Below are 17,923 nucleotides of genomic sequence, written 5' to 3'. Positions count from 1 at the left end.
AGTGATATCTTCTAAGGTATATCCCATAATTTAAAAATAAGAAAAGCCACTTATCTAAGTGGCTTTTCTTATTCTTAATAGACAAAATTAATTTAAATTCATCATTTTCTTCACACTATTTTTAAAATGAACATAATTATGTTTTTCTACTAAACGGCCTTTTACTCCAATCTGCAGATAAATTATTTAACAAGAAAAATGTATTTGGAACTGGTAATGGAAACCTCGCAGCTTGAAAATTTGTAAGAAGCGGAGATGCAATAACGCCATCTATGGTACTACCGGCTTGGACTTGCACCATATCTCCTGCATTCAATTGTACAATGGTAGAAACTGTTACTGCATTTAAAAGCCCAGTATTTCCACCAAAAAAGCTATCATCTCCTGCTATTAAAGCACTGTTAACTGTTATAAATACTTCCGTCACATAATTTAGAGTATCATCAGTAGGACTAAAAATTATAGTAGTAATAATTAAATATACTCCATCTTGTTGCGGTATAAATGTTGATACACCATCATATTCACCATTTAAATCGAATTGTGTAGTTTCAAATGTTACTATAGACAGTGTATTAGCAGTAACGGACTGATCAGTAGATTTGAAAGCTCTGAATGCAGATTCAAATCCCGTTGGTAGAGTAAATGAAGAAATCGGTGGCAATGTCGGTCCTATTAAACTCGAATCCAGTGAATCAGCAGATGGATTTTTAGAGTTTAATCCTTCCCATTTCTTTTTCCTCTCCATATATCTCACTCCAAATTAAAATCATTTCTAAAATAAGAAAATATTAATTGTACAAAATATGATATATACAAGATGTACTATTCCAAATAAGGTGTTTTAAATAAAAATATTGCTTCAAATATACAAAATCATTTTATAAAATTAACTTTTGTAAAAAAACAACTAATATATTAAATAATCAATTCAGTTTATATATGGTAAAATATATCCATCGCTGATATGTCCAACTATGTAATTTTCATAGCAGCAAAATTACAACTAGACTTATACAACATGATTCAAAACAAATGAAGGAGTGTTTTAAGTGAAAGGACATATTCGAAAAAGAGGAAATAAATATTGCATCATTATTGATATCGGTCCTGATCCAGAGACAGTAAAAAGAAGATAAAAGTGGTTTACTGGTTATAAGACAAAAAAGAAGGCGAAAAAAATTACGGAGTTAAATAAAGGGACTTTTGTGGAGCCGTCTAAGCTTGCTTTAAAAGACTATCTGGTTCAGTGGTTAGAAATTAAAATGAAACGTATAGAAAAGAATATCTACGTTTCTTATAGTAGCAACATGCCCCACCATGTTATAACTAACATAGGAATGATTGCACTTCAGAAATTAAATGTTATGCACATTCAAGAATAGTATAAATCAGCACTAGATAATGGTATTTTAAATAATTCCATACTCCTATTGCATTGGATAGTAAAAGCAGCTTTAAATCTAGCAGTTAAATAAAATATTATTTCTAGAAATACCGCGAAAACAAGTGAATTTTATTAACAAGTTTCGTGCAGCTTAACACATGTTATCATGTATAATACATATGAAAAGGAAATTCAGAATAACGAGGCAAATATTATGGACTTTGTTTATATTAATCAAAACGTATTAAATAATCTTCTATACATTTTATGTAGTATATTTGTTTTTTATTTCATATATGATAGCCGGCACTATTTAAAGAAATATAAAATACTACTGATTACCCTTTGTTCTAGTATCCCGCTTATTTTATGTATGCGATACCCTATCTATATGGATGAAAGTTGTATTCATGATTTAAGACAAATTCCGGTCATAATAGGTACGCTTTATGGTGGATTCCCTGTCGGTATCATATTGTTTACAATTTTATTAATTACGAGATTTTTATTTTATGGCTTTAACATGCTGACAGTTGTTGTTTACGGAATAATGTTCATCGTTACAGCACTCGCATCTTCAAAATTTAATACATATAATAGAAAACTTAAAGTAGCTTTTTCCATGTTTTTAACCTTTTTCCTAGCAATATTTACAACTTTAATTGTATTAACCTTATCAGATTTTGAAGTGAATAATTTGTATATTATTTATTTCATGGTATTACCGACTACTTTAATGTTATTTATTGTTTATATAAATGAAGTTATTAAAGATGCTGTATTAATGCGCTCAAAATTAATTAAAATGGAAAAAATGGAGATTGTTAGCCAACTCGCTGCAAGTATATCGCACGAAGTAAGGAATCCCTTAACGGTTGTAAAAGGATTTACACAGCTTTTAAAAACACAAAATTTAACTCCTGAATCAAGAGACGAATATATTAAACATATACTTGAAGAGTTAAATCGTGCCCAAGAAATTATCGATGATTACTTAACGTTTGCCAAACCTGCTCCAGAAAAATTAGATCAAATTTCAGTAAAACAAGAGTTAAATCGAGTTATTAATATGATATTGCCATTGTGTAATATGAATACGATACATATTACACAGGATTTTTCTGAGGCAACCATTGTTGGTAATAAACAGCACTTTCAACAATGTTTTTTAAACTTAATAAAAAACAGTATTGAAGCAATGCCTAATGGTGGTACCTTAAGTATTTCCTCATCTATCAATAATAGTAAAGTTGAAATACGAATTGAAGATAGCGGAGTTGGAATGTCACAGGAGCAAATACATCGATTCGGTGAACCGTATTTTAGTACAAAAACAAAAGGAACTGGTTTAGGTACAATGGTTGCTGTTAAGATTATTGAGACGATGCATGGAAGTTTAAAAATCAGAAGTATCGTTAGTAAAGGAACGACTTTAACGATTACGTTCCCGAAATATAGTAAGAATACGCATTAAAACAAATAAAAAAGGAGCATAGTCGCTCCTTTTTTATTTGTTTCGATACATAAGTATCTTCAATGTTTTTTTAGTTTACATTTGTGAAGACTAATTAAAAATTAGTATCCTCCGCCCCAGCAGCTGCATCCTACAATTATTAATAGAATGAATAACACAACTAATAAAGCGAAACCTCCACCAAAACCACAAGAACCACCGTAACTCATATTTTCTCCTCCTTTTGGTTTGAAAACTAATAGGTAGTTGATCATTTTAACTGGTTCGTATTATACATTATGTGTATATCCCTTTTTTGAGCATGTCTACATAAAAATAAGTAAAAGCACTCATGTAAGAGTGCTCTAAAATGGATACCAAAAGTTTTGAAATACGTTTAATTTTAAATATACCGCAACAATGAATATGAAAACCCCAGCAAATAAAGCGATGAAATCTTCACGTTTCGCCTTACTTGTATAAAACCATGTACGTTTATCCTTCTTTCCAAATCCTCTTAAATCCATTGCATTTGAAACCGTATCTATTCTTTCTAGAGAATGAATGATCAGTGGCCAGAAAATTAAAACACGGTTCTTCATACGAACCCATAAACTTGCTTCTCCTTTTTCAAAAGCCACTCCTCTCGCTTCTTGCGCGTGTTTAATAATTTTATACTCAGACTGGATGTCAGGAATATAACGTAGTGCAATATTTATTGCATATGTAATCTTATACTGAATACCAAGTTTACTTAAGCTACTTACAAATTCGCTTGGATCTGTCGTGTAAATAAAAAGAAGTGTAAATGGTAATAACGTAAAATACTTTAATGAAAGTGTAGCTGCATAAAATAATGTTTCATATGTAATCGTTGCATATCCAACATGTAAAAACGCGGTATATGATTCAGTTAATTCAGATCCATGAGTTGGTGTAATAAATAAAATCATGACAGAGTTTAATAAACTAAATGTAAATATAACACTAAAAACAATTAAAATTTTACGAAATGGAATTTTAGCAACGCTAAGTCCGATACACCCAATAATAAATAATATTAGCAACACCCGAAAATCAAAAAACAAAAAAGTAAGCGTCATACAAAAAATAAATAAAAACAATTTCACTACCCCATCCATACGATGAAAATATGTACTATGCACCTTCCTCCCTCCTATTACTGTCTAAATAAAGCTCCATAAATTTTTCTGGACATGCAATCCCACTAAATTTAACAAGCTTGGTTAAAGAACTCTCTCTTAAGTTGGCTCTTTGAAACGTTTCTTGATCACCAAATACATTAGACACTGTATTATCCGCAATAACTTTACCTTCATGTAGAACTACTGCACGGTCTGCATATTCTAGTACGAGATTCATATCGTGAGTGATAAAAACAAATGAAATACCCTTTTTAGCTAGGTTTTTAATAAACGACATAAATTGTTTATAATGATAATAATCTTGTCCCGCTGTCGGTTCATCTAATATGATAAGCTTAGGATTTGTTGTTAATACAGATGCGATTGTTAATCTCTTTTTTTGCCCATAGCTTAGCGCTTGAATTGGCCAATTACGAAATGGATATAAACCACAAATTTTTAAAGTTCCTTCTACTTTATTCTTAATTTCTTCCTTAGAAAAATTATGTAATGTTAATGTAAATGAAGCTTCTTCAAAAACAGTAGGCTGTGTAATCATATGATTTGGATTTTGCATCACGTAAGATATGATTTCCCCACGTTTACGAATAGACCAAGAACTAATATCTTCACCTTTTAACAAGATTTTCCCATTTTTCATTTTGTTTATGCCTATAAGACTATGAGCTAATGTTGATTTCCCTGCTCCATTATGTCCTAACAGTGCCACAATTTCTCCTTCATATATTGAAAGGTTTACATTTTCTAATACTTTTTGTTTATTAGGGTATGAAAATGATAAATTCTCCACTTTAAGTAATTCCTTGTTTTTAGTATTCCCTTTTAATATGACTTGTTTCTCCATCCACTCTTTTATAACGTTGCTTACCTTTTCTTTTTGAAGGTTTTCCATTGGATATATTACGTCATTATTACTATCAAAATGTAATCTCTTTAATGCTTCGATGTAAATAGGCTCTCTTAAGCCGATACGTGGTAATATATTTGACGCTAAGATTTCTTTTGGTGTTCCTATCGCAATAACTTTACCTTCATCAATTAATATAACTTTGTCTAAATCCAGTTTTAAAATTTCTTCTATTCTATGTTCGATAATAACAATCGTTTTATTATATTGTTCATGTATATCTTTCATAAGTTCTATCGTATGTAAGGCGCTTAGTGGATCTAAATTAGCTAACGGTTCATCGAACAATAATATATCCGCATTTGTTGTTAATAAACCAGCAAGAGAAACTGTTTGCTTTTGACCTCCTGATAATTCATGTGGACTTTGTTTATGAAACGTATGCATCTTCACCTTTCTTAATGAGTCCGAAACAATCTTTTTCATGTCATCTTGCTTTACACATTCATTTTCTAAATAAAAAGCTACATCTTCTTCTACTGTCAGACCAATAAATTGAGCATCTTGATCTTGCAAAATTGTTCCTACCTGTTTACTTTGTTCAAAAATACTTCCTTCCCTCGGGTCTTTACCGGCAATTAAAACGTTACCTGTGCTATTCCCTTCGTAAGAAAATGGGATTAGCCCATTTATACAATGAGCTAATGTCGACTTTCCTGAACCACTTCGTCCAGCAATTAGCACTTTTTCCCCAGGGTATATATGAAAGGTAATATCACTTAAAGTAGGCTGCGCAGCATGCCCATATTGAAAGGTGAATTGTTCAAACGAAATAATTGGTTGCATGTTAACATCCCTACTTTTCAATTTTTAAATGTGTATGTTTCTTATTGGATTTCGCCAAACTAATTGTAAGTGGCAATCCAAGTACTAAGAAAACGATGACATCGGAAATTGTTGCTCCTAATACTTGTATAACAATTTTGTCAAATGGTTCTCCCATCACAATAATATCGAATGCCCCAGCAAATATAATAGCAATGACAATACCAACTAGCCCAGTAATTGCTAAATAAGAAATATCCCCCTTGTTAAACGACCCGTTTTTCACACTAAAACCAACTCTTTTTTGAATAAGTCCCATTGAAAAACCAATAATTCCTGAACTAATAACCCAGCCCCACCAAATCCCCCATCCAGCAATCGTATCTGTTACGGTATGACCGATAAGTCCGATTAACAGTCCTGCCACTGGACCAAATAATGCTCCAAAAACAGTTAATATAGCTAATGCTGGTTTAATAAATGTATTCGGTGCAATAGAAAATCCCCAAAGTCCTAATATCCCGTATAATGCTGCTCCAATACCGATTGCTACTACTAACTTTGTTGATAATTTGTTCATGACAATTCCCCTCTCATCTTAGTCAACTTTTATTACTCTATATTTAATTTAAAAATGAATTATGCATCGACACTCCCTTTCTATACAACAAAAAAATGACCTCTTACATAAGAGGTCATTTTCTTTCACGTTCAAGAATCCTCTTATCTTTCAAAAAACACATCGTGTCCTCTGCGGAATTAGCACCTTCCTATAAAATTGCATAGGGGTTGCTGAGGTTTCTTAGGGCCGTTCCCTCCACCTCTCTGGATAAGTATTAATTTGTAATTCGTATTATGGCACTAAAGAATGTAAATTTCAACATTTTTCTTACTATTTTTATTTTTTATTAAATAGTGCATTTAAATCATTGTATTCTTATCGGAATTATGAAATAATAAATTCAAAATCGTTTCGGGAGGAATGCATTATGAAAGTTATTGGTTTGATTGGAGGATTAAGTTGGGAATCTACATCATTATACTATAAACATATTAATACACTTACACTCTCTCAATACGATCAAAATGCGAAGCTAATTTTATATAGTATGGACTTTGGTGAAGTAATTACTTTATTACAAAACCATCAATATGAAGAAGTGAAAAATGAACTAGTTACAGTTGCAAAAAAAGTTGAAAAATCTGGGGCTGAATGTTTATTAATGTGTTCAAATACTGTACATCTATTTGCCGAGGAGGTAGAACAAGCAATATCTATCCCGCTTCTTCACATTGGTGATGTAAGTGCTAAAGAAATGGTAGAACAGAATATAAAACGTATCGGACTATTAGGAACAAAACAAACGATGGAGCAAGATTTCTATAAATCACGATTAGCGAAATATAACATTGAGACAATTATCCCAAATGACGAGGAAAGAACTTTTATCCACCATGTCATATTAGATGAATTAAGTAGAGGGATCATTTCAGAAACATCTAAAGAAAAGTTATTACAAATTACAAAATCATTAATTCAAAACGGCGCTGAAGGTATATTATTAGGCTGCACTGAAATACCTTTACTCATCTCCCAAAATGATCTTACTGTTCCCGTTTTTGATACTGCTTTTTTACATGCAAATACTGCTGTGCAATTTGCTGGATAAGAATATACAAGCATAAAGGTGAGAACCTCTATGCTTGTATATAGTTACGACTATTTATCCCGCTATTTGCGGGCAGTAAAGCCCCACCAATTAAAGTTTTACTTTATTTAAAAGAGATTCAATAACTGCAATTGCTTCTTTTGAACCACCACATTCTATAAAGCTATCATTAAGTTTTCTTATACCATGTTTATACTTTTCATTTGAAAGAACATCTGTTACGGCCTCTTTTAAAGTGTGCACATTAACATGTTCTTTCAATAGTCTATGTGCCGCTTCAAGCTCAGTTAATCTTTGCGCTATCATTGGCTGGTCTTTATCATGCGGTATTATTACAAATGGGACATTATAATGAATGGCATCGTGTACGCTATTCATACCGCCATGTGTAATAAAAACATCTGCTTCATTTAATATTTCTGATTGAGGTACGTATGGAGCAATTATAAAATTATCTGGTGCTTTCTTAATTTTAGAAATATCATTTCTATCACCAATTGCCATTACAACTATCCCATCAAAATCTGAAAAAGTATCAATACAAGTATTAAAGAATGGTTCGAGTCCTTCAAGCAGTGTCCCCATTGAAATATAAATAACTTTCTTTTCTTTAAGTGATTCCAGTGGAAACTTTATATTTGTTTTACGCTTTGAAATACTCGGTCCAATAAAAATGTTATTTTCTCCGAACGATTCGCTATTAGGTTGGAAATAACGACTTGTGTATACGAGACAAACATCACCCTTATTATTCATAAATTGAAGATTATTCTTTGGTTTTACTCCAAATTTATGTTCCATCTGATTTAGTAATTTTTCAGAGATTTCCTCTGGTTGGAATGGCATATCTGCATTTGGATGAAAAGGTAATGTCTTCAAAAATTCTGGCGGAATTAAAAATATAGGTGAGGACACTACACCTGGAACTTGTAAATACTCCTTTACTAACTCTCCTGCGCCAAATATATCATAAATTACGAAATCAAAATTTATACTTTCACATAATTGTTTCGTAATTTCTAATATATATAAAGAAGTTTGAACATGCACATGAAAAAAAGCATTTAACCCAGATGAGGTTTCAGCATCAATAGAAATCTCTTTTAATAGATCCGGATGAGTATGTACAGTAGCTCCTAAATCTTCAATTCTATCCTTAAAGTTTGCCGTTGTAATATAATGTACATTATCCCCTCGTTCAGTAAAGGCTTTTACTAAATTTAATGTAGGGTTTACATGTCCCTCTGCTGGAAAATTAACCACTAAAATATTTAGCACTTATTCCTCACTCCTTACATTTCATTGTTTTAATTAAGCATACTGTTATTTGTACAAGTAATCTTCCCCTAATAGTCCTAATATGCTTACTACATTATATTGATAAATAATTTTCAGTCATCAACATAAAAAAAGCATCTACCTATGTAGATGCCTAACCGTGATAAGGAGTGTTCTGTGAGGTTAGAACAAGCGTTTCTGCTTGTCCTATGCTATCAATATATGATTTATTTTATAAAATGTGAATCGTTAATAGAATTATTTTATCCATTTTATATGATCAAATGGATAAAATACCATTTCTACTTTACCTATTATATTTGATTCATCAATAAGTCCAAGTGTATTCCTACTATCTTTACTATGATTACGATTATCACCTAACACAAATAATTTATGCGTAGGAACTTTTATTTCTCTAAAATTTGAAAAACGATTGGATACTTGTGACATATCTAAATGTATATACGACTCATCACGCTTTTTACCGTTAATAAATACCTCATCCTTTTTTAGTTGTATGTTATCCCCCGATAATCCAATAATTCGTTTCACATAGTAAGTAGGCTCGTCTTCTTTTTTTATAATGACAACATCTCCATGATGAAAAGACGATAAACAGACGTTTACCTTATTAACAAGTATATAATCTTTTTCATTCAAAGTAGGTTGCATCGAAATTCCTTCTACCATACAAAATAAAAAGGACTTATTAATAAAAATAATCCCTATTATAATTAATATGTAGCTACATATGTTCCTCCAATATTTTAGAATAAACAGCTTCATATATACCTCATTTCTAATCTATCTCCAGATAAAAACGCCTCTAGTTTACAGGAATGCTAGAGACGTTTCGTACATTTTAATTCTCTTTAGAGGCATCTGTTTTTGGCGCTTCACCAGTTAACCGCTTATTTTTCAAATCAAAATAAGCATCTAAAACTTCTTTTCCAATATCGGAGTTAATGCCCGATTTATCATTTTCAACCCACGGTACTACAACAGAAAATGCTAATTCTGGATCATCATATGGCGCATATCCAGCTAATGTTAAGTTATAACATTCTCTACGATCGCCTTTCGCATTTCGCCCAATTGCATTTTCTCCACCATATACAGTTTGTGCGGTCCCTGTTTTACCAGCTGGTTTATATGGTGCTTTTTGGAACGCTCTTACTCCTGTTCCATCTCCTTCTTGAAATACTTTTCTAAATCCTTCTTTTACTTGATTAATATATTCTTGTTTCATATCGATTCTATTTAAAACAACGGGTTCTATTGATTGTACTACTTTACCAACCTCATCTTTTTGAACGGTTTGTTCTCTAATCTCTTGAACAATTTGTGGTTTCATTCGATATCCTCCATTTGCGATAGTCGAAATATATTGTGCAAGCTGAAGTGGTGTATACGTATCATATTGCCCAATAGAATAATCTAATAAGAAACCAGGCTGATTATCTTTTTTTCCAATTTGCCCTGCAGTTTCATTCGGTAAATCAATACCAGTTTGTACGCCTAGTCCAAATTGCCTGAAATAATATCTCATTTTATCAAAATATTCTTGTTTAATATCTAGTGAACTATTTTTCACATAATCCACACCAGCAATTTTTAATGCTATATTAAACATATAAACGTTTGAAGAAACTTGTAACGCTCTTAGATCGTCTATATCACCAAAATTTTTCCAAGACTTCTTTTCCTTAGTTCCTTTAAACTTCATAGGTGCATCATAAAAATGTGTTCCAGGAGTTATTGCATTTGTTTCAAACCCTGTTAACACTGTCGCACCTTTAACCGTTGATCCAAGCTCATATGAACTTGTCAGCGTGCCTAAAGCATAATCTTCTACTTCCATTTTCCCGTCTTTTTCTACAAGCCTTTTCCCAGCCATTGATAATACTTGGCCATTTTTAGGATTCATCATCACTACGAAAGCACGGTCTAACATTGATTCTGATCCTTTATATTGTTTTAATATTTTTTCTATGCTCTCCTCTACTTTTTTTTGCAATTCCATATCTATTGTTAAAGTTAAATTTTTACCGCTTTTCCCTTCAGTAACAGTTTCCGTTCTAATAGTATTTCCTTGTTTATCAGCAATGCTTCTTACTTCTTTTTTTGTACCGTGAAGTACATCTTCGTATTGCTGTTCGATATAACTTTTGCCGACCCTATCATTTCGGCTATAATCACGCACTAAATAATAATCTAATCGTTCACGTGGCAATCCTTCATCAGCATTTGAAACGTTACCAAGAACAGAACGGAATAGATCATCATTTACATAGATTCTCTCCCAATCAACTGATGCGTCTACTCCTGGAAGGTTCGCTAAATTTTCACTAATCACCGCATATTCCTGTTCACTAACGTTCTTTTTAATAATTTGAGGTGCCATTTGAAAACCTGAGGTCATTTTACTTTTAATAGCTAACACTTCTATATCTTTAGCCGTTAGTTCTTGAAGGTTTTTGTCTGTAACGCGTTTCCTTTTTAAATCTTCTATTTTTTTGTCTAGCTCTTTTCCGGTAATATCCTTATCTCGGAACTTATCTATTTCTTTTTTTGATACTAAGTCTTGAGCAAGTTCTGGATTTAATTGCATCCAAAAGTCTTTCTTATCAGTCTCCGTTAACTTATCTATATCTTCTTGTGGCATTTCAATAATGTCTGCAAGTTGTCTTGCTGATTTTAATATTTCTTCTTGTTTTACACCTTTCACCTTTGTATATGTAATCGCACGTAAAGACTTATTATCAACTACTGGATTTCCTTCACGATCAAATATTTTCCCACGTGGTACAGAAAGGCCCACGGTTGCATTTTCTCTCTTCTCTACTTCATTTTTATATGTTTCTCCATCAAAAATTTGCACTTTCCCTAACTGAATAATAATGCCAGAAAATAATAAAAATACACAAAGGAATAAAATATTTAACCGGAGAGGTACTACTCTACCACTTTTCTTCTCTTGCTTTTTCACCTTGTCATAATCTCCTCCTTACAATATTCCAAATAATAATCACATTTCTATATTAAAAGTAATGTACAATTTCTATACATTGCTTTGTACAAATATTAATATAGTGTTTAAAACTTAATAGAAATTAAAACAAAGGTAAAGAAAAGGTAAAGTTTACTAAATTAAATATAAAAAATACCCAATAACAAAAAGCTTAGTTTTCACTAATCGCTTTGTTATTGGGTATTAATTGATTTAAGAATTACTACTATTGCGTATTACTATACATTTGTCGTCACAATTAGAAAGAGATTGTTTACTTAGTACTTTCGGTAAGTAAATAGTTACTGTTGTCCCGACACCAACCTCGCTCATGATACTAATTGTCCCTTGATGACTTTCAATAATTTTATAACTTAACATTAATCCAATACCAGTCCCTTTTTCTTTCGTACTATAAAAAGGTTCACCTAATCTCTTAATTCTTTCTTCAGGTATTCCTATTCCTTCATCTATTACATGAATGATGACACCATCATCATTTATTTCTTTTATGTGAATTGAAATTTCCCCACCATTTGGCATAGCTTCGATTGAATTTTGCAAAATATTAATAAATACTTGTTTCAATTGATTTTCTGAGCATTCAATAATTATATCTTTGTCATCTGTAAATAGTTCAACTTGAATATTTGTCATAATTGCTTTTGTATTCATTAACGATACGACATTTTTAAAAATTTGATAAATATTTTTCTTTTCTGTGTTTATCTCATCTGTTTTGGCAATTGATAGAAATTCTTGTAGGATTGCTTCTATCCTTTCAATTTCAGAAAGCATAAGATCAAAATATTTTTCTTGATCTTCTTTATTAATTTGGAATAACTGTATAAAACCTTTAATTACAGTTAAAGGATTTCTTACTTCATGAGCCACGCCAGCTGCTAATTGACCAATTGCTGCAAGTGTATCTGATTTATTTAGCAATTCTTCTGTCTTTTTTCGCTCTGTAATGTCGCGTACAATAATCATAATTTTATCATGTAATAATGGTAAGCACCTAGCCTCAAAGAAATCAATACTTCCATTAAGTGTGAGTGGATATTCTACAATTACATTCGTTCCTTTTTCCTTCACTTGATTAATGGCTTCCTGAAACTGCTGTGCTACTGAAGATGGTAATACTTCGTAAAACTTTTTTCCCATAAAAGCTTCTGCGGGTACGTAAAACTTTGTAGGAGATCCTGCCTTGTAATCTATAATTGTGCCGTCATCTTCTGTTAAGAAACATAAATCTGGTAAAGCTTTAAAAATTAATTCCAGTTCAGATGTTTGTTGTTTTAACTGCTCTTCTATCGCTTTTAAATGTGTAATATCTACACCAACAGCCCAATAACTATATCCTGTTACAGGAAACTGTTCTGATATATTCGACCACATTATTGTTTTGACTTCACCATTTTTACATGTTAAGTGCATTTCCCAATCTCTGAAATTTTTTCCACAAGTTAAAAATTTCTTTTGTATTTGATGGCGATAATTATAATCAGGATACAATAATTGCAGTGCATTGGGATTTCCAATTATTTCTTCAGCGGTATAACCTGTTACAATTTCACATTCTCGATTCCACAAAACAAAATCTCCATTATAATCAAGCGCATCGACCATAACAGGCATGTTTTGTAAAATCGTATGTAGTTCCTCCTCTTTCCGAGAAAGCAACGTTGTATTTTTACTTTGAAATACTTTTATTGCGCCATCTAAAATTAAACTTGAGAGCATTTCAAAGTATTTTTGACAACTAAAAATTTCACTTTTTTTGGACCATACAACAAAAGATCCTAAATGTTGATTGTATAAGAAAATGGGGATTTCAATCTTTGGAAGTTTACTCTTTTTTATCTCATTCATTCCGAATGAAAAAACACACTCTTTTTCAGCATCAAGAAGTTGATGTGATATGTTAGTTAATTGATAAAATTGTTCTGCCATGGTTTCTATTGTACTCACATCAATAAGTTCCATTAGCCGCGAATTCATTCCTTTTTCACCTCAATATGTAAAATTCATACAAATCTAAAATTCATACTTCTTCATTATACGAAGAAAGCTAGTGTAGGTATATAGCTGTAGAATAATTATTCGAACAAATTTTATTTTTCACTAAAAACAAGAAAAGAATATATATACTGAAGATACCTTTAATTAGTATATATTTCGTTGATGCCTCACTTATTGTCTAGGTAACTTGAATTCCTCCTTACATTCACTGAATTTTCACTTGAGAGTCATACACGTTACTAATAGCGGTATAAACATGCAATAAGTATAAAGTTCATAAAATATTCACAATTTTTATGAAAAATATAAACATTTATTCCAATATATTCTATATAATAAAATGTAATAAGGCTTCTATGAATCTCATAGAATACCTTACCCCTAATAAAAAGAAAAAAGAATCCACTTGGATTCTTTTTTCTTTTTTAATTACATTACATATTTATATAAAGCATGTGCCACACCATGTTCTTCATTTGATAACGTTTCGTATTTACACATTGCTTTTATTTCTTCTACTGCATTCCCCATTGCAATTGATATGTTCGCTTTTTCCATCATAGAAACATCGTTTAGCCCATCACCTATCGCTACAGTGTTTTCAACCGGAATATTAAGATGTTCTGCTAAAGTATATAATCCATTCCCTTTTTGAGCATCTCGATGATTAATCTCTAAATTGTGCCAATATGAAGATGTAATTGCTAAATCTGTATTATGAAGAAATGTTTCTTTGAGTTTTTTTAATTTCTCAATTTCATAAGAAAATGGTAATAGTTTATGCACATGTATATCTGTTTCTACAATTGGTTTACAACTTTCCGCACTATGAAACGCTGTATGCTCAAGATATAATGCTGCGATTGTTTCTAACTCTTTCAAGTCGAAATTTTCTTTTGAATTCTTTACATACTCAATTTCATTACGTACACTCTCTACTCCATAATCCGGTACATACACACCTTTATCAGTATAGAGCTGATAATATAAACCATTCTCTTCAAGATATTCTACAATCTCAAGTGCCTGCATATTTTGAATTGGATATCTCTTCATCATTTTTTTATCTTTATATATAAGAGCCCCATTTTCCGCAATGATTGGACACTCTAAATCAACTTCTAACAATAATCGCTCAATGTCAACAATAGAACGTCCTGTACAAATTGCTACAACATGGCCAGCTTCTTGACATGTTCGAATTGCTTCTGCATTTTCTTTACTTATCATTTTATTCCCCGAAAGAAGAGTTCCATCTAAATCAATTGCGATTAATTTCATTATTTCTTCACCACTTTCTATAAATACACGAGTTCTAATTAATTATTAGGTATCGTTTTCATACAATCCTCGTGAGGTACTTCTTATTTATAATTTATGAAAAGCGTTTCAGGTCAAGAAATAATTAAAAATAAAATCCAAAGCTTTTCTTTTTAAAAAAGCTTTGGATTTTAAACTATGAATTATAACTAATGTATTTTGTCTCACACATGTACACATTTTTTTCTTCAGTTGGGATATATACTTTAAACTTTTCTAACCGTTTTCCATAGACATGAATCGTAATAACGCTTTCATTTTTGCTAATTTCAAGAATATGACAATCCGCTGGTGGAATTACTTTATCTGTTTCTCCTTCTCCCAAATAAAGATTTCCTGTATGTGTTAAATAAACAAGTGAATTTCCAAGTTGTTTCGTTTGTATAAAGTTCTGCACCATAATCCTTCCTGAAAAAACGCCTTCTACTCCCCATGTGCCGTCATGATCATGTAAAGGTGTAGATTGTCCATCTTTCCATACGAGAGCTAGTACTTCAAAACGTTTGAGCGGATCTTCATACAATAAATGTCGTGCATATTGAGTCAAATTGGCCTTCTGTTTATCTAACGGAAGCCATGTTTTCTTTTCTAAAAGTTCTTCTAGTAACTTTTCAATGCCACACACTATTTCTTCTTCAAATAAACCGTTTTCCATAAGATCTGTAACACCTTTAATAAACTTTTGAAATGATTTACTTCCATTACAAGTCAACATAAGAATCCTCCTCTACGTTTTATACAATTCCATATTAAGGTGATTACCGAAAACTCACAATTGAGAAACAAAAAACAAGATGCAAATGTATGCACCTTGTTAAGATTTTTATTTAGCTTTCAAACGAATAGGTAAGTATTTTAATGTTTGTTCATTTTCCAATATACATTTTTCTAAACAGAAAGATGGAGATAGCTCTATTTTTTCAAAAGTATTTATAAAGGTAGTTAATGCAATCTCAGCCTCTAAACGTGCAAGTGGTGCTCCTAAGCAAAAGTGAGGACCTTTCCCAAAGGTTAAATGCTTTTCATTTCCTGTTCGATGTACATTAAATTGAGAGGCTTGTGAAAATTTTTTCTCGTCTAAATTCGCTGCACTAACCCACGCAACAATCATCTGATCCTTTTTCATTAAAGAACCAAATATATTTGTATCCTCTGTAATCCTCCGGGCTAATGTAACAGGAAAGCGATAGCGTAATACTTCCTCAATCGCTTTTGAAATTAAGTTAGGTTCTTTTCTTAACTCTTCATAAATTCCAGGTGAATCTACTAAAAAGCAATAAAAGCTATTAATAATTAAATTTGTAGTGGTTTCATTCCCAGCTGCTAGTAAACCTAATGAAAAGGTTACAATTTCTTCATCGGTTAATCTTTCGCCTTCATATTCAGCTCGAATTAAATCAGAAATGATATCATCGGTTAAATGATATCTCTTTTCCTGAACAATCGGTAGAAGGTATGCTTTGAATTCATTTAATGCTATCCCTTTCTCAGCATCCAGATCATTAAACTTTTCTTTACTATACGGCATAAATAAAATATCAGACCATTCTTTAATTTTTTTACGATCTGTTGTTGGGACTCCTAATAAATCAGAAATAACGGTAACAGGTAAAGGTGCAGCAAACTGTTCAACGATATTAACTTCACTACATTTTTCGATATGTTGTACAAGTTCATCTGCGATGGCCTGTATTCGAGGTTTCCACTGTTCTAAACTTCTTGGAGTAAATGCCTTAGAAACAATGGAACGTACATTGCGATGTTCTGGTGGATCTGTAGAGTTTATATTTATTCTAGTTTCTAAAGGAGGGATTGAGAATTGTCTGCGCTCCCTTCTACTTGAAAATAAGCGATAATCTGATAAAACACGATTTACATCATCATATAAAAAAACATTCCATACATCCTGCTCTTCATCATAATGAACTGGGTGATTATCCCTCATCAAACGATACCATTCATATGGATTCCATAATTCTTCTTTTGTTTTCAGCTTTGAAATTTCATGAACTAAAATAACATTTTCAGGTGAAGCCATAGTTCTTTCCTCCCTTTTCTTTTACAATAAAAGTGATAGGTCGGCAGTTCAAAGTTGTATAAACTATCATATGTTATTTTAACATATACTAAAGGGGATTTTTCATTAGAGAACTTGAGAAATATATAAGGGGGATTTTTATGTACGTTGATATTTTACTACTAGCAGAATTAACGACCGGACCAAAACATGGATATGAAATCAAAAAAAATGTTCAAAATCGTTTAGGTGAGAATTTTGAATTAAATCACAACATGCTTTACCCTGCCCTTCGGCGCTTTGAAAATATGGGTGCTATAACGAAAAAAATACATAAACAAGTTGGAAAACCAAACCGAAATATGTACGATATAACAGAAACAGGAGAAGAAATTTTTTCTGAAATGTTACGAGAGTTTCCCGAAAAACTTGCGACAAATAATGCAGAATTTCTTGTTCGTATCGCGCTATTTGAAAAACTTGAATATGAAGCTAGAAAAGAGATTTTGACTGTACGTCAAAACGTACTACATAATCAACTTACCGCTATTCAGTCTTTAGAGGTTACCTCACCCTTTATTACTGAAGTCATTGAATTTAGTAAATCACGAATTGAACATGAATTGAGTTGGATTACTTCACTTATGAAGAAAATATGAAAAAATAACAAAAAAAGCTAAAATTAATGAATGAAAATGATATTTATTATCAATACTATCATTAATAAAAGGGCAACCACGATTTGGCTACCCTTAAAGAATTTACACTTCTGGATCGAATGTTTTGCAATCTGTTTCTTCCGTTGTAGATGCATGTTTACCTTTATGACTTACTACGTAAATTGCCTCTGCACTACATTTATTACCGTTCGCCCAAAATTTACAGTTGTTTACTTCACATAAAACGTCTTGTGCCATAGTATCAC

General features: G+C 31.7%; 16 protein-coding genes, 1 pseudogene and 1 riboswitch. Of the genes and pseudogenes, 4 read left to right on the top strand and 13 right to left on the bottom strand.

Translation table 11 applies throughout. The annotated features are described in order from the left end of the window. Positions 1-136 precede the first annotated feature (136 nt). Positions 137-748: an exosporium leader peptide-containing protein gene (locus tag NST86_RS13305; RefSeq protein ID WP_000440007.1), complete on the bottom strand. Its 612-nt coding sequence runs from the start codon at positions 746-748 to the stop codon at positions 137-139. Between the two features lie 304 nt (positions 749-1,052). Here NST86_RS13305 and NST86_RS13300 point away from each other — a divergent pair. Together NST86_RS13300 and NST86_RS13295 are read left to right on the top strand one after the other, a co-directional pair. Then, a pseudogene (locus tag NST86_RS13300) lies at positions 1,053-1,475 on the top strand (site-specific integrase); the annotation flags it as partial. 126 nt (positions 1,476-1,601) lie between these two features. Next, the gene (locus NST86_RS13295) at positions 1,602-2,861 is read left to right on the top strand and encodes a sensor histidine kinase (protein WP_016118000.1); all 1,260 of its coding nucleotides are present in this window, start codon (positions 1,602-1,604) and stop codon (positions 2,859-2,861) included. Between the two features lie 101 nt (positions 2,862-2,962). Here the strand turns inward: NST86_RS13295 and NST86_RS13290 are convergent, their stop codons facing one another. The 4 genes from NST86_RS13290 to NST86_RS13275 all read right to left on the bottom strand — a co-directional run bounded on the left by NST86_RS13290 (position 2,963) and on the right by NST86_RS13275 (position 6,258). Continuing rightward, positions 2,963-3,070, bottom strand: coding sequence for a YjcZ family sporulation protein (locus NST86_RS13290; protein ID WP_000120182.1), 108 nt, complete (start codon positions 3,068-3,070; stop codon positions 2,963-2,965). Positions 3,071-3,205: 135 nt separating this feature from the next. Then, positions 3,206-4,006 carry an energy-coupling factor transporter transmembrane component T family protein gene (locus NST86_RS13285; RefSeq protein ID WP_063264059.1) on the bottom strand — a complete coding sequence of 267 codons (801 nt, stop codon included), beginning with the start codon at positions 4,004-4,006 and terminating at the stop codon, positions 3,206-3,208. Beyond that, positions 3,999-5,699, bottom strand: coding sequence for an ABC transporter ATP-binding protein (locus NST86_RS13280; RefSeq protein WP_061663098.1), 1,701 nt, complete (start codon positions 5,697-5,699; stop codon positions 3,999-4,001). The genes NST86_RS13285 and NST86_RS13280 overlap by 8 nt, the downstream gene beginning before the upstream one ends. Positions 5,700-5,709: 10 nt before the next feature. Continuing rightward, positions 5,710-6,258: an ECF-type riboflavin transporter substrate-binding protein gene (locus tag NST86_RS13275; RefSeq protein WP_061663099.1), complete on the bottom strand. Its 549-nt coding sequence runs from the start codon at positions 6,256-6,258 to the stop codon at positions 5,710-5,712. A 140-nt stretch (positions 6,259-6,398) separates the two neighbouring features. Next, positions 6,399-6,514, bottom strand: a riboswitch (SAM riboswitch). 153 nt (positions 6,515-6,667) lie between these two features. On the opposite strand from NST86_RS13275, the gene NST86_RS13270 reads away from it, so the two are divergent. Beyond that, on the top strand, positions 6,668-7,348 hold the full coding sequence (locus NST86_RS13270; protein WP_000864371.1) for an aspartate/glutamate racemase family protein: 681 nt from the start codon (positions 6,668-6,670) through the stop codon (positions 7,346-7,348). A gap of 90 nt (positions 7,349-7,438) precedes the next feature. Here the strand turns inward: NST86_RS13270 and NST86_RS13265 are convergent, their stop codons facing one another. The 7 genes from NST86_RS13265 to NST86_RS13235 all read right to left on the bottom strand — a co-directional run bounded on the left by NST86_RS13265 (position 7,439) and on the right by NST86_RS13235 (position 17,019). After that, positions 7,439-8,626, bottom strand: a complete 1,188-nt coding sequence (locus NST86_RS13265; protein WP_061663100.1) for a macrolide family glycosyltransferase — start codon at positions 8,624-8,626, stop codon at positions 7,439-7,441. Positions 8,627-8,884: 258 nt separating this feature from the next. Further along, positions 8,885-9,415 carry a signal peptidase I gene (gene lepB / locus NST86_RS13260; RefSeq protein WP_016117995.1) on the bottom strand — a complete coding sequence of 177 codons (531 nt, stop codon included), beginning with the start codon at positions 9,413-9,415 and terminating at the stop codon, positions 8,885-8,887. 76 nt (positions 9,416-9,491) lie between these two features. After that, a complete protein-coding gene (locus NST86_RS13255) occupies positions 9,492-11,618 on the bottom strand; it encodes a peptidoglycan D,D-transpeptidase FtsI family protein (RefSeq protein WP_061663101.1) in 2,127 nt (708 codons plus the stop codon). Between the two features lie 234 nt (positions 11,619-11,852). Beyond that, positions 11,853-13,640, bottom strand: coding sequence for an ATP-binding protein (locus tag NST86_RS13250; protein ID WP_193533186.1), 1,788 nt, complete (start codon positions 13,638-13,640; stop codon positions 11,853-11,855). A 450-nt stretch (positions 13,641-14,090) separates the two neighbouring features. Further along, on the bottom strand, positions 14,091-14,942 hold the full coding sequence (locus NST86_RS13245; RefSeq protein WP_000766387.1) for a Cof-type HAD-IIB family hydrolase: 852 nt from the start codon (positions 14,940-14,942) through the stop codon (positions 14,091-14,093). Between the two features lie 175 nt (positions 14,943-15,117). Next, the gene (locus NST86_RS13240) at positions 15,118-15,696 is read right to left on the bottom strand and encodes a cysteine dioxygenase family protein (protein WP_000954437.1); all 579 of its coding nucleotides are present in this window, start codon (positions 15,694-15,696) and stop codon (positions 15,118-15,120) included. Positions 15,697-15,804: 108 nt separating this feature from the next. Then, entirely contained in the window at positions 15,805-17,019 is a 1,215-nt protein-coding gene (locus NST86_RS13235; RefSeq protein ID WP_061663121.1) for a cytochrome P450, read from the bottom strand. Between the two features lie 140 nt (positions 17,020-17,159). On the opposite strand from NST86_RS13235, the gene NST86_RS13230 reads away from it, so the two are divergent. Beyond that, positions 17,160-17,657 (top strand): PadR family transcriptional regulator, encoded by a 498-nt coding sequence (locus NST86_RS13230; RefSeq protein ID WP_000289121.1) that lies wholly within the window; start codon positions 17,160-17,162, stop codon positions 17,655-17,657. A gap of 102 nt (positions 17,658-17,759) precedes the next feature. Here NST86_RS13230 and NST86_RS13225 read toward each other — a convergent pair whose 3' ends face one another. After that, the gene (locus NST86_RS13225) at positions 17,760-17,915 is read right to left on the bottom strand and encodes a DUF1540 domain-containing protein (protein WP_000046095.1); all 156 of its coding nucleotides are present in this window, start codon (positions 17,913-17,915) and stop codon (positions 17,760-17,762) included. Positions 17,916-17,923 lie beyond the last annotated feature (8 nt).

Source organism: Bacillus sp. FSL L8-0199 (assembly GCF_038005705.1).
Classification (GTDB): Bacteria; Bacillota; Bacilli; order Bacillales; family Bacillaceae_G; genus Bacillus_A; species Bacillus_A cereus.
The sequence above is the reverse complement of the archived record's forward strand: the minus strand, read 5'-3'. Positions and strand labels throughout refer to the sequence as shown.

Bases quoted from the DNA above. Each gene is read 5' to 3' on its own strand.
- NST86_RS13225 (WP_000046095.1), bottom strand. From the start codon at position 17,915: ATGGCACAAGACGTTTTATGTGAAGTAAACAACTGTAAATTTTGGGCG.
- NST86_RS13235 (WP_061663121.1), bottom strand. From the start codon at position 17,019: ATGGCTTCACCTGAAAATGTTATTTTAGTTCATGAAATTTCAAAGCTG.
- NST86_RS13305 (WP_000440007.1), bottom strand. From the start codon at position 748: ATGGAGAGGAAAAAGAAATGGGAAGGATTAAACTCTAAAAATCCATCT.
- NST86_RS13245 (WP_000766387.1), bottom strand. From the start codon at position 14,942: ATGAAATTAATCGCAATTGATTTAGATGGAACTCTTCTTTCGGGGAAT.
- NST86_RS13280 (WP_061663098.1), bottom strand. From the start codon at position 5,699: ATGCAACCAATTATTTCGTTTGAACAATTCACCTTTCAATATGGGCAT.
- lepB (WP_016117995.1), bottom strand. From the start codon at position 9,415: ATGAAGCTGTTTATTCTAAAATATTGGAGGAACATATGTAGCTACATA.
- NST86_RS13250 (WP_193533186.1), bottom strand. From the start codon at position 13,640: ATGAATTCGCGGCTAATGGAACTTATTGATGTGAGTACAATAGAAACC.
- NST86_RS13230 (WP_000289121.1), top strand. From the start codon at position 17,160: ATGTACGTTGATATTTTACTACTAGCAGAATTAACGACCGGACCAAAA.
- NST86_RS13270 (WP_000864371.1), top strand. From the start codon at position 6,668: ATGAAAGTTATTGGTTTGATTGGAGGATTAAGTTGGGAATCTACATCA.
- NST86_RS13275 (WP_061663099.1), bottom strand. From the start codon at position 6,258: ATGAACAAATTATCAACAAAGTTAGTAGTAGCAATCGGTATTGGAGCA.
- NST86_RS13295 (WP_016118000.1), top strand. From the start codon at position 1,602: ATGGACTTTGTTTATATTAATCAAAACGTATTAAATAATCTTCTATAC.
- NST86_RS13290 (WP_000120182.1), bottom strand. From the start codon at position 3,070: ATGAGTTACGGTGGTTCTTGTGGTTTTGGTGGAGGTTTCGCTTTATTA.
- NST86_RS13240 (WP_000954437.1), bottom strand. From the start codon at position 15,696: ATGTTGACTTGTAATGGAAGTAAATCATTTCAAAAGTTTATTAAAGGT.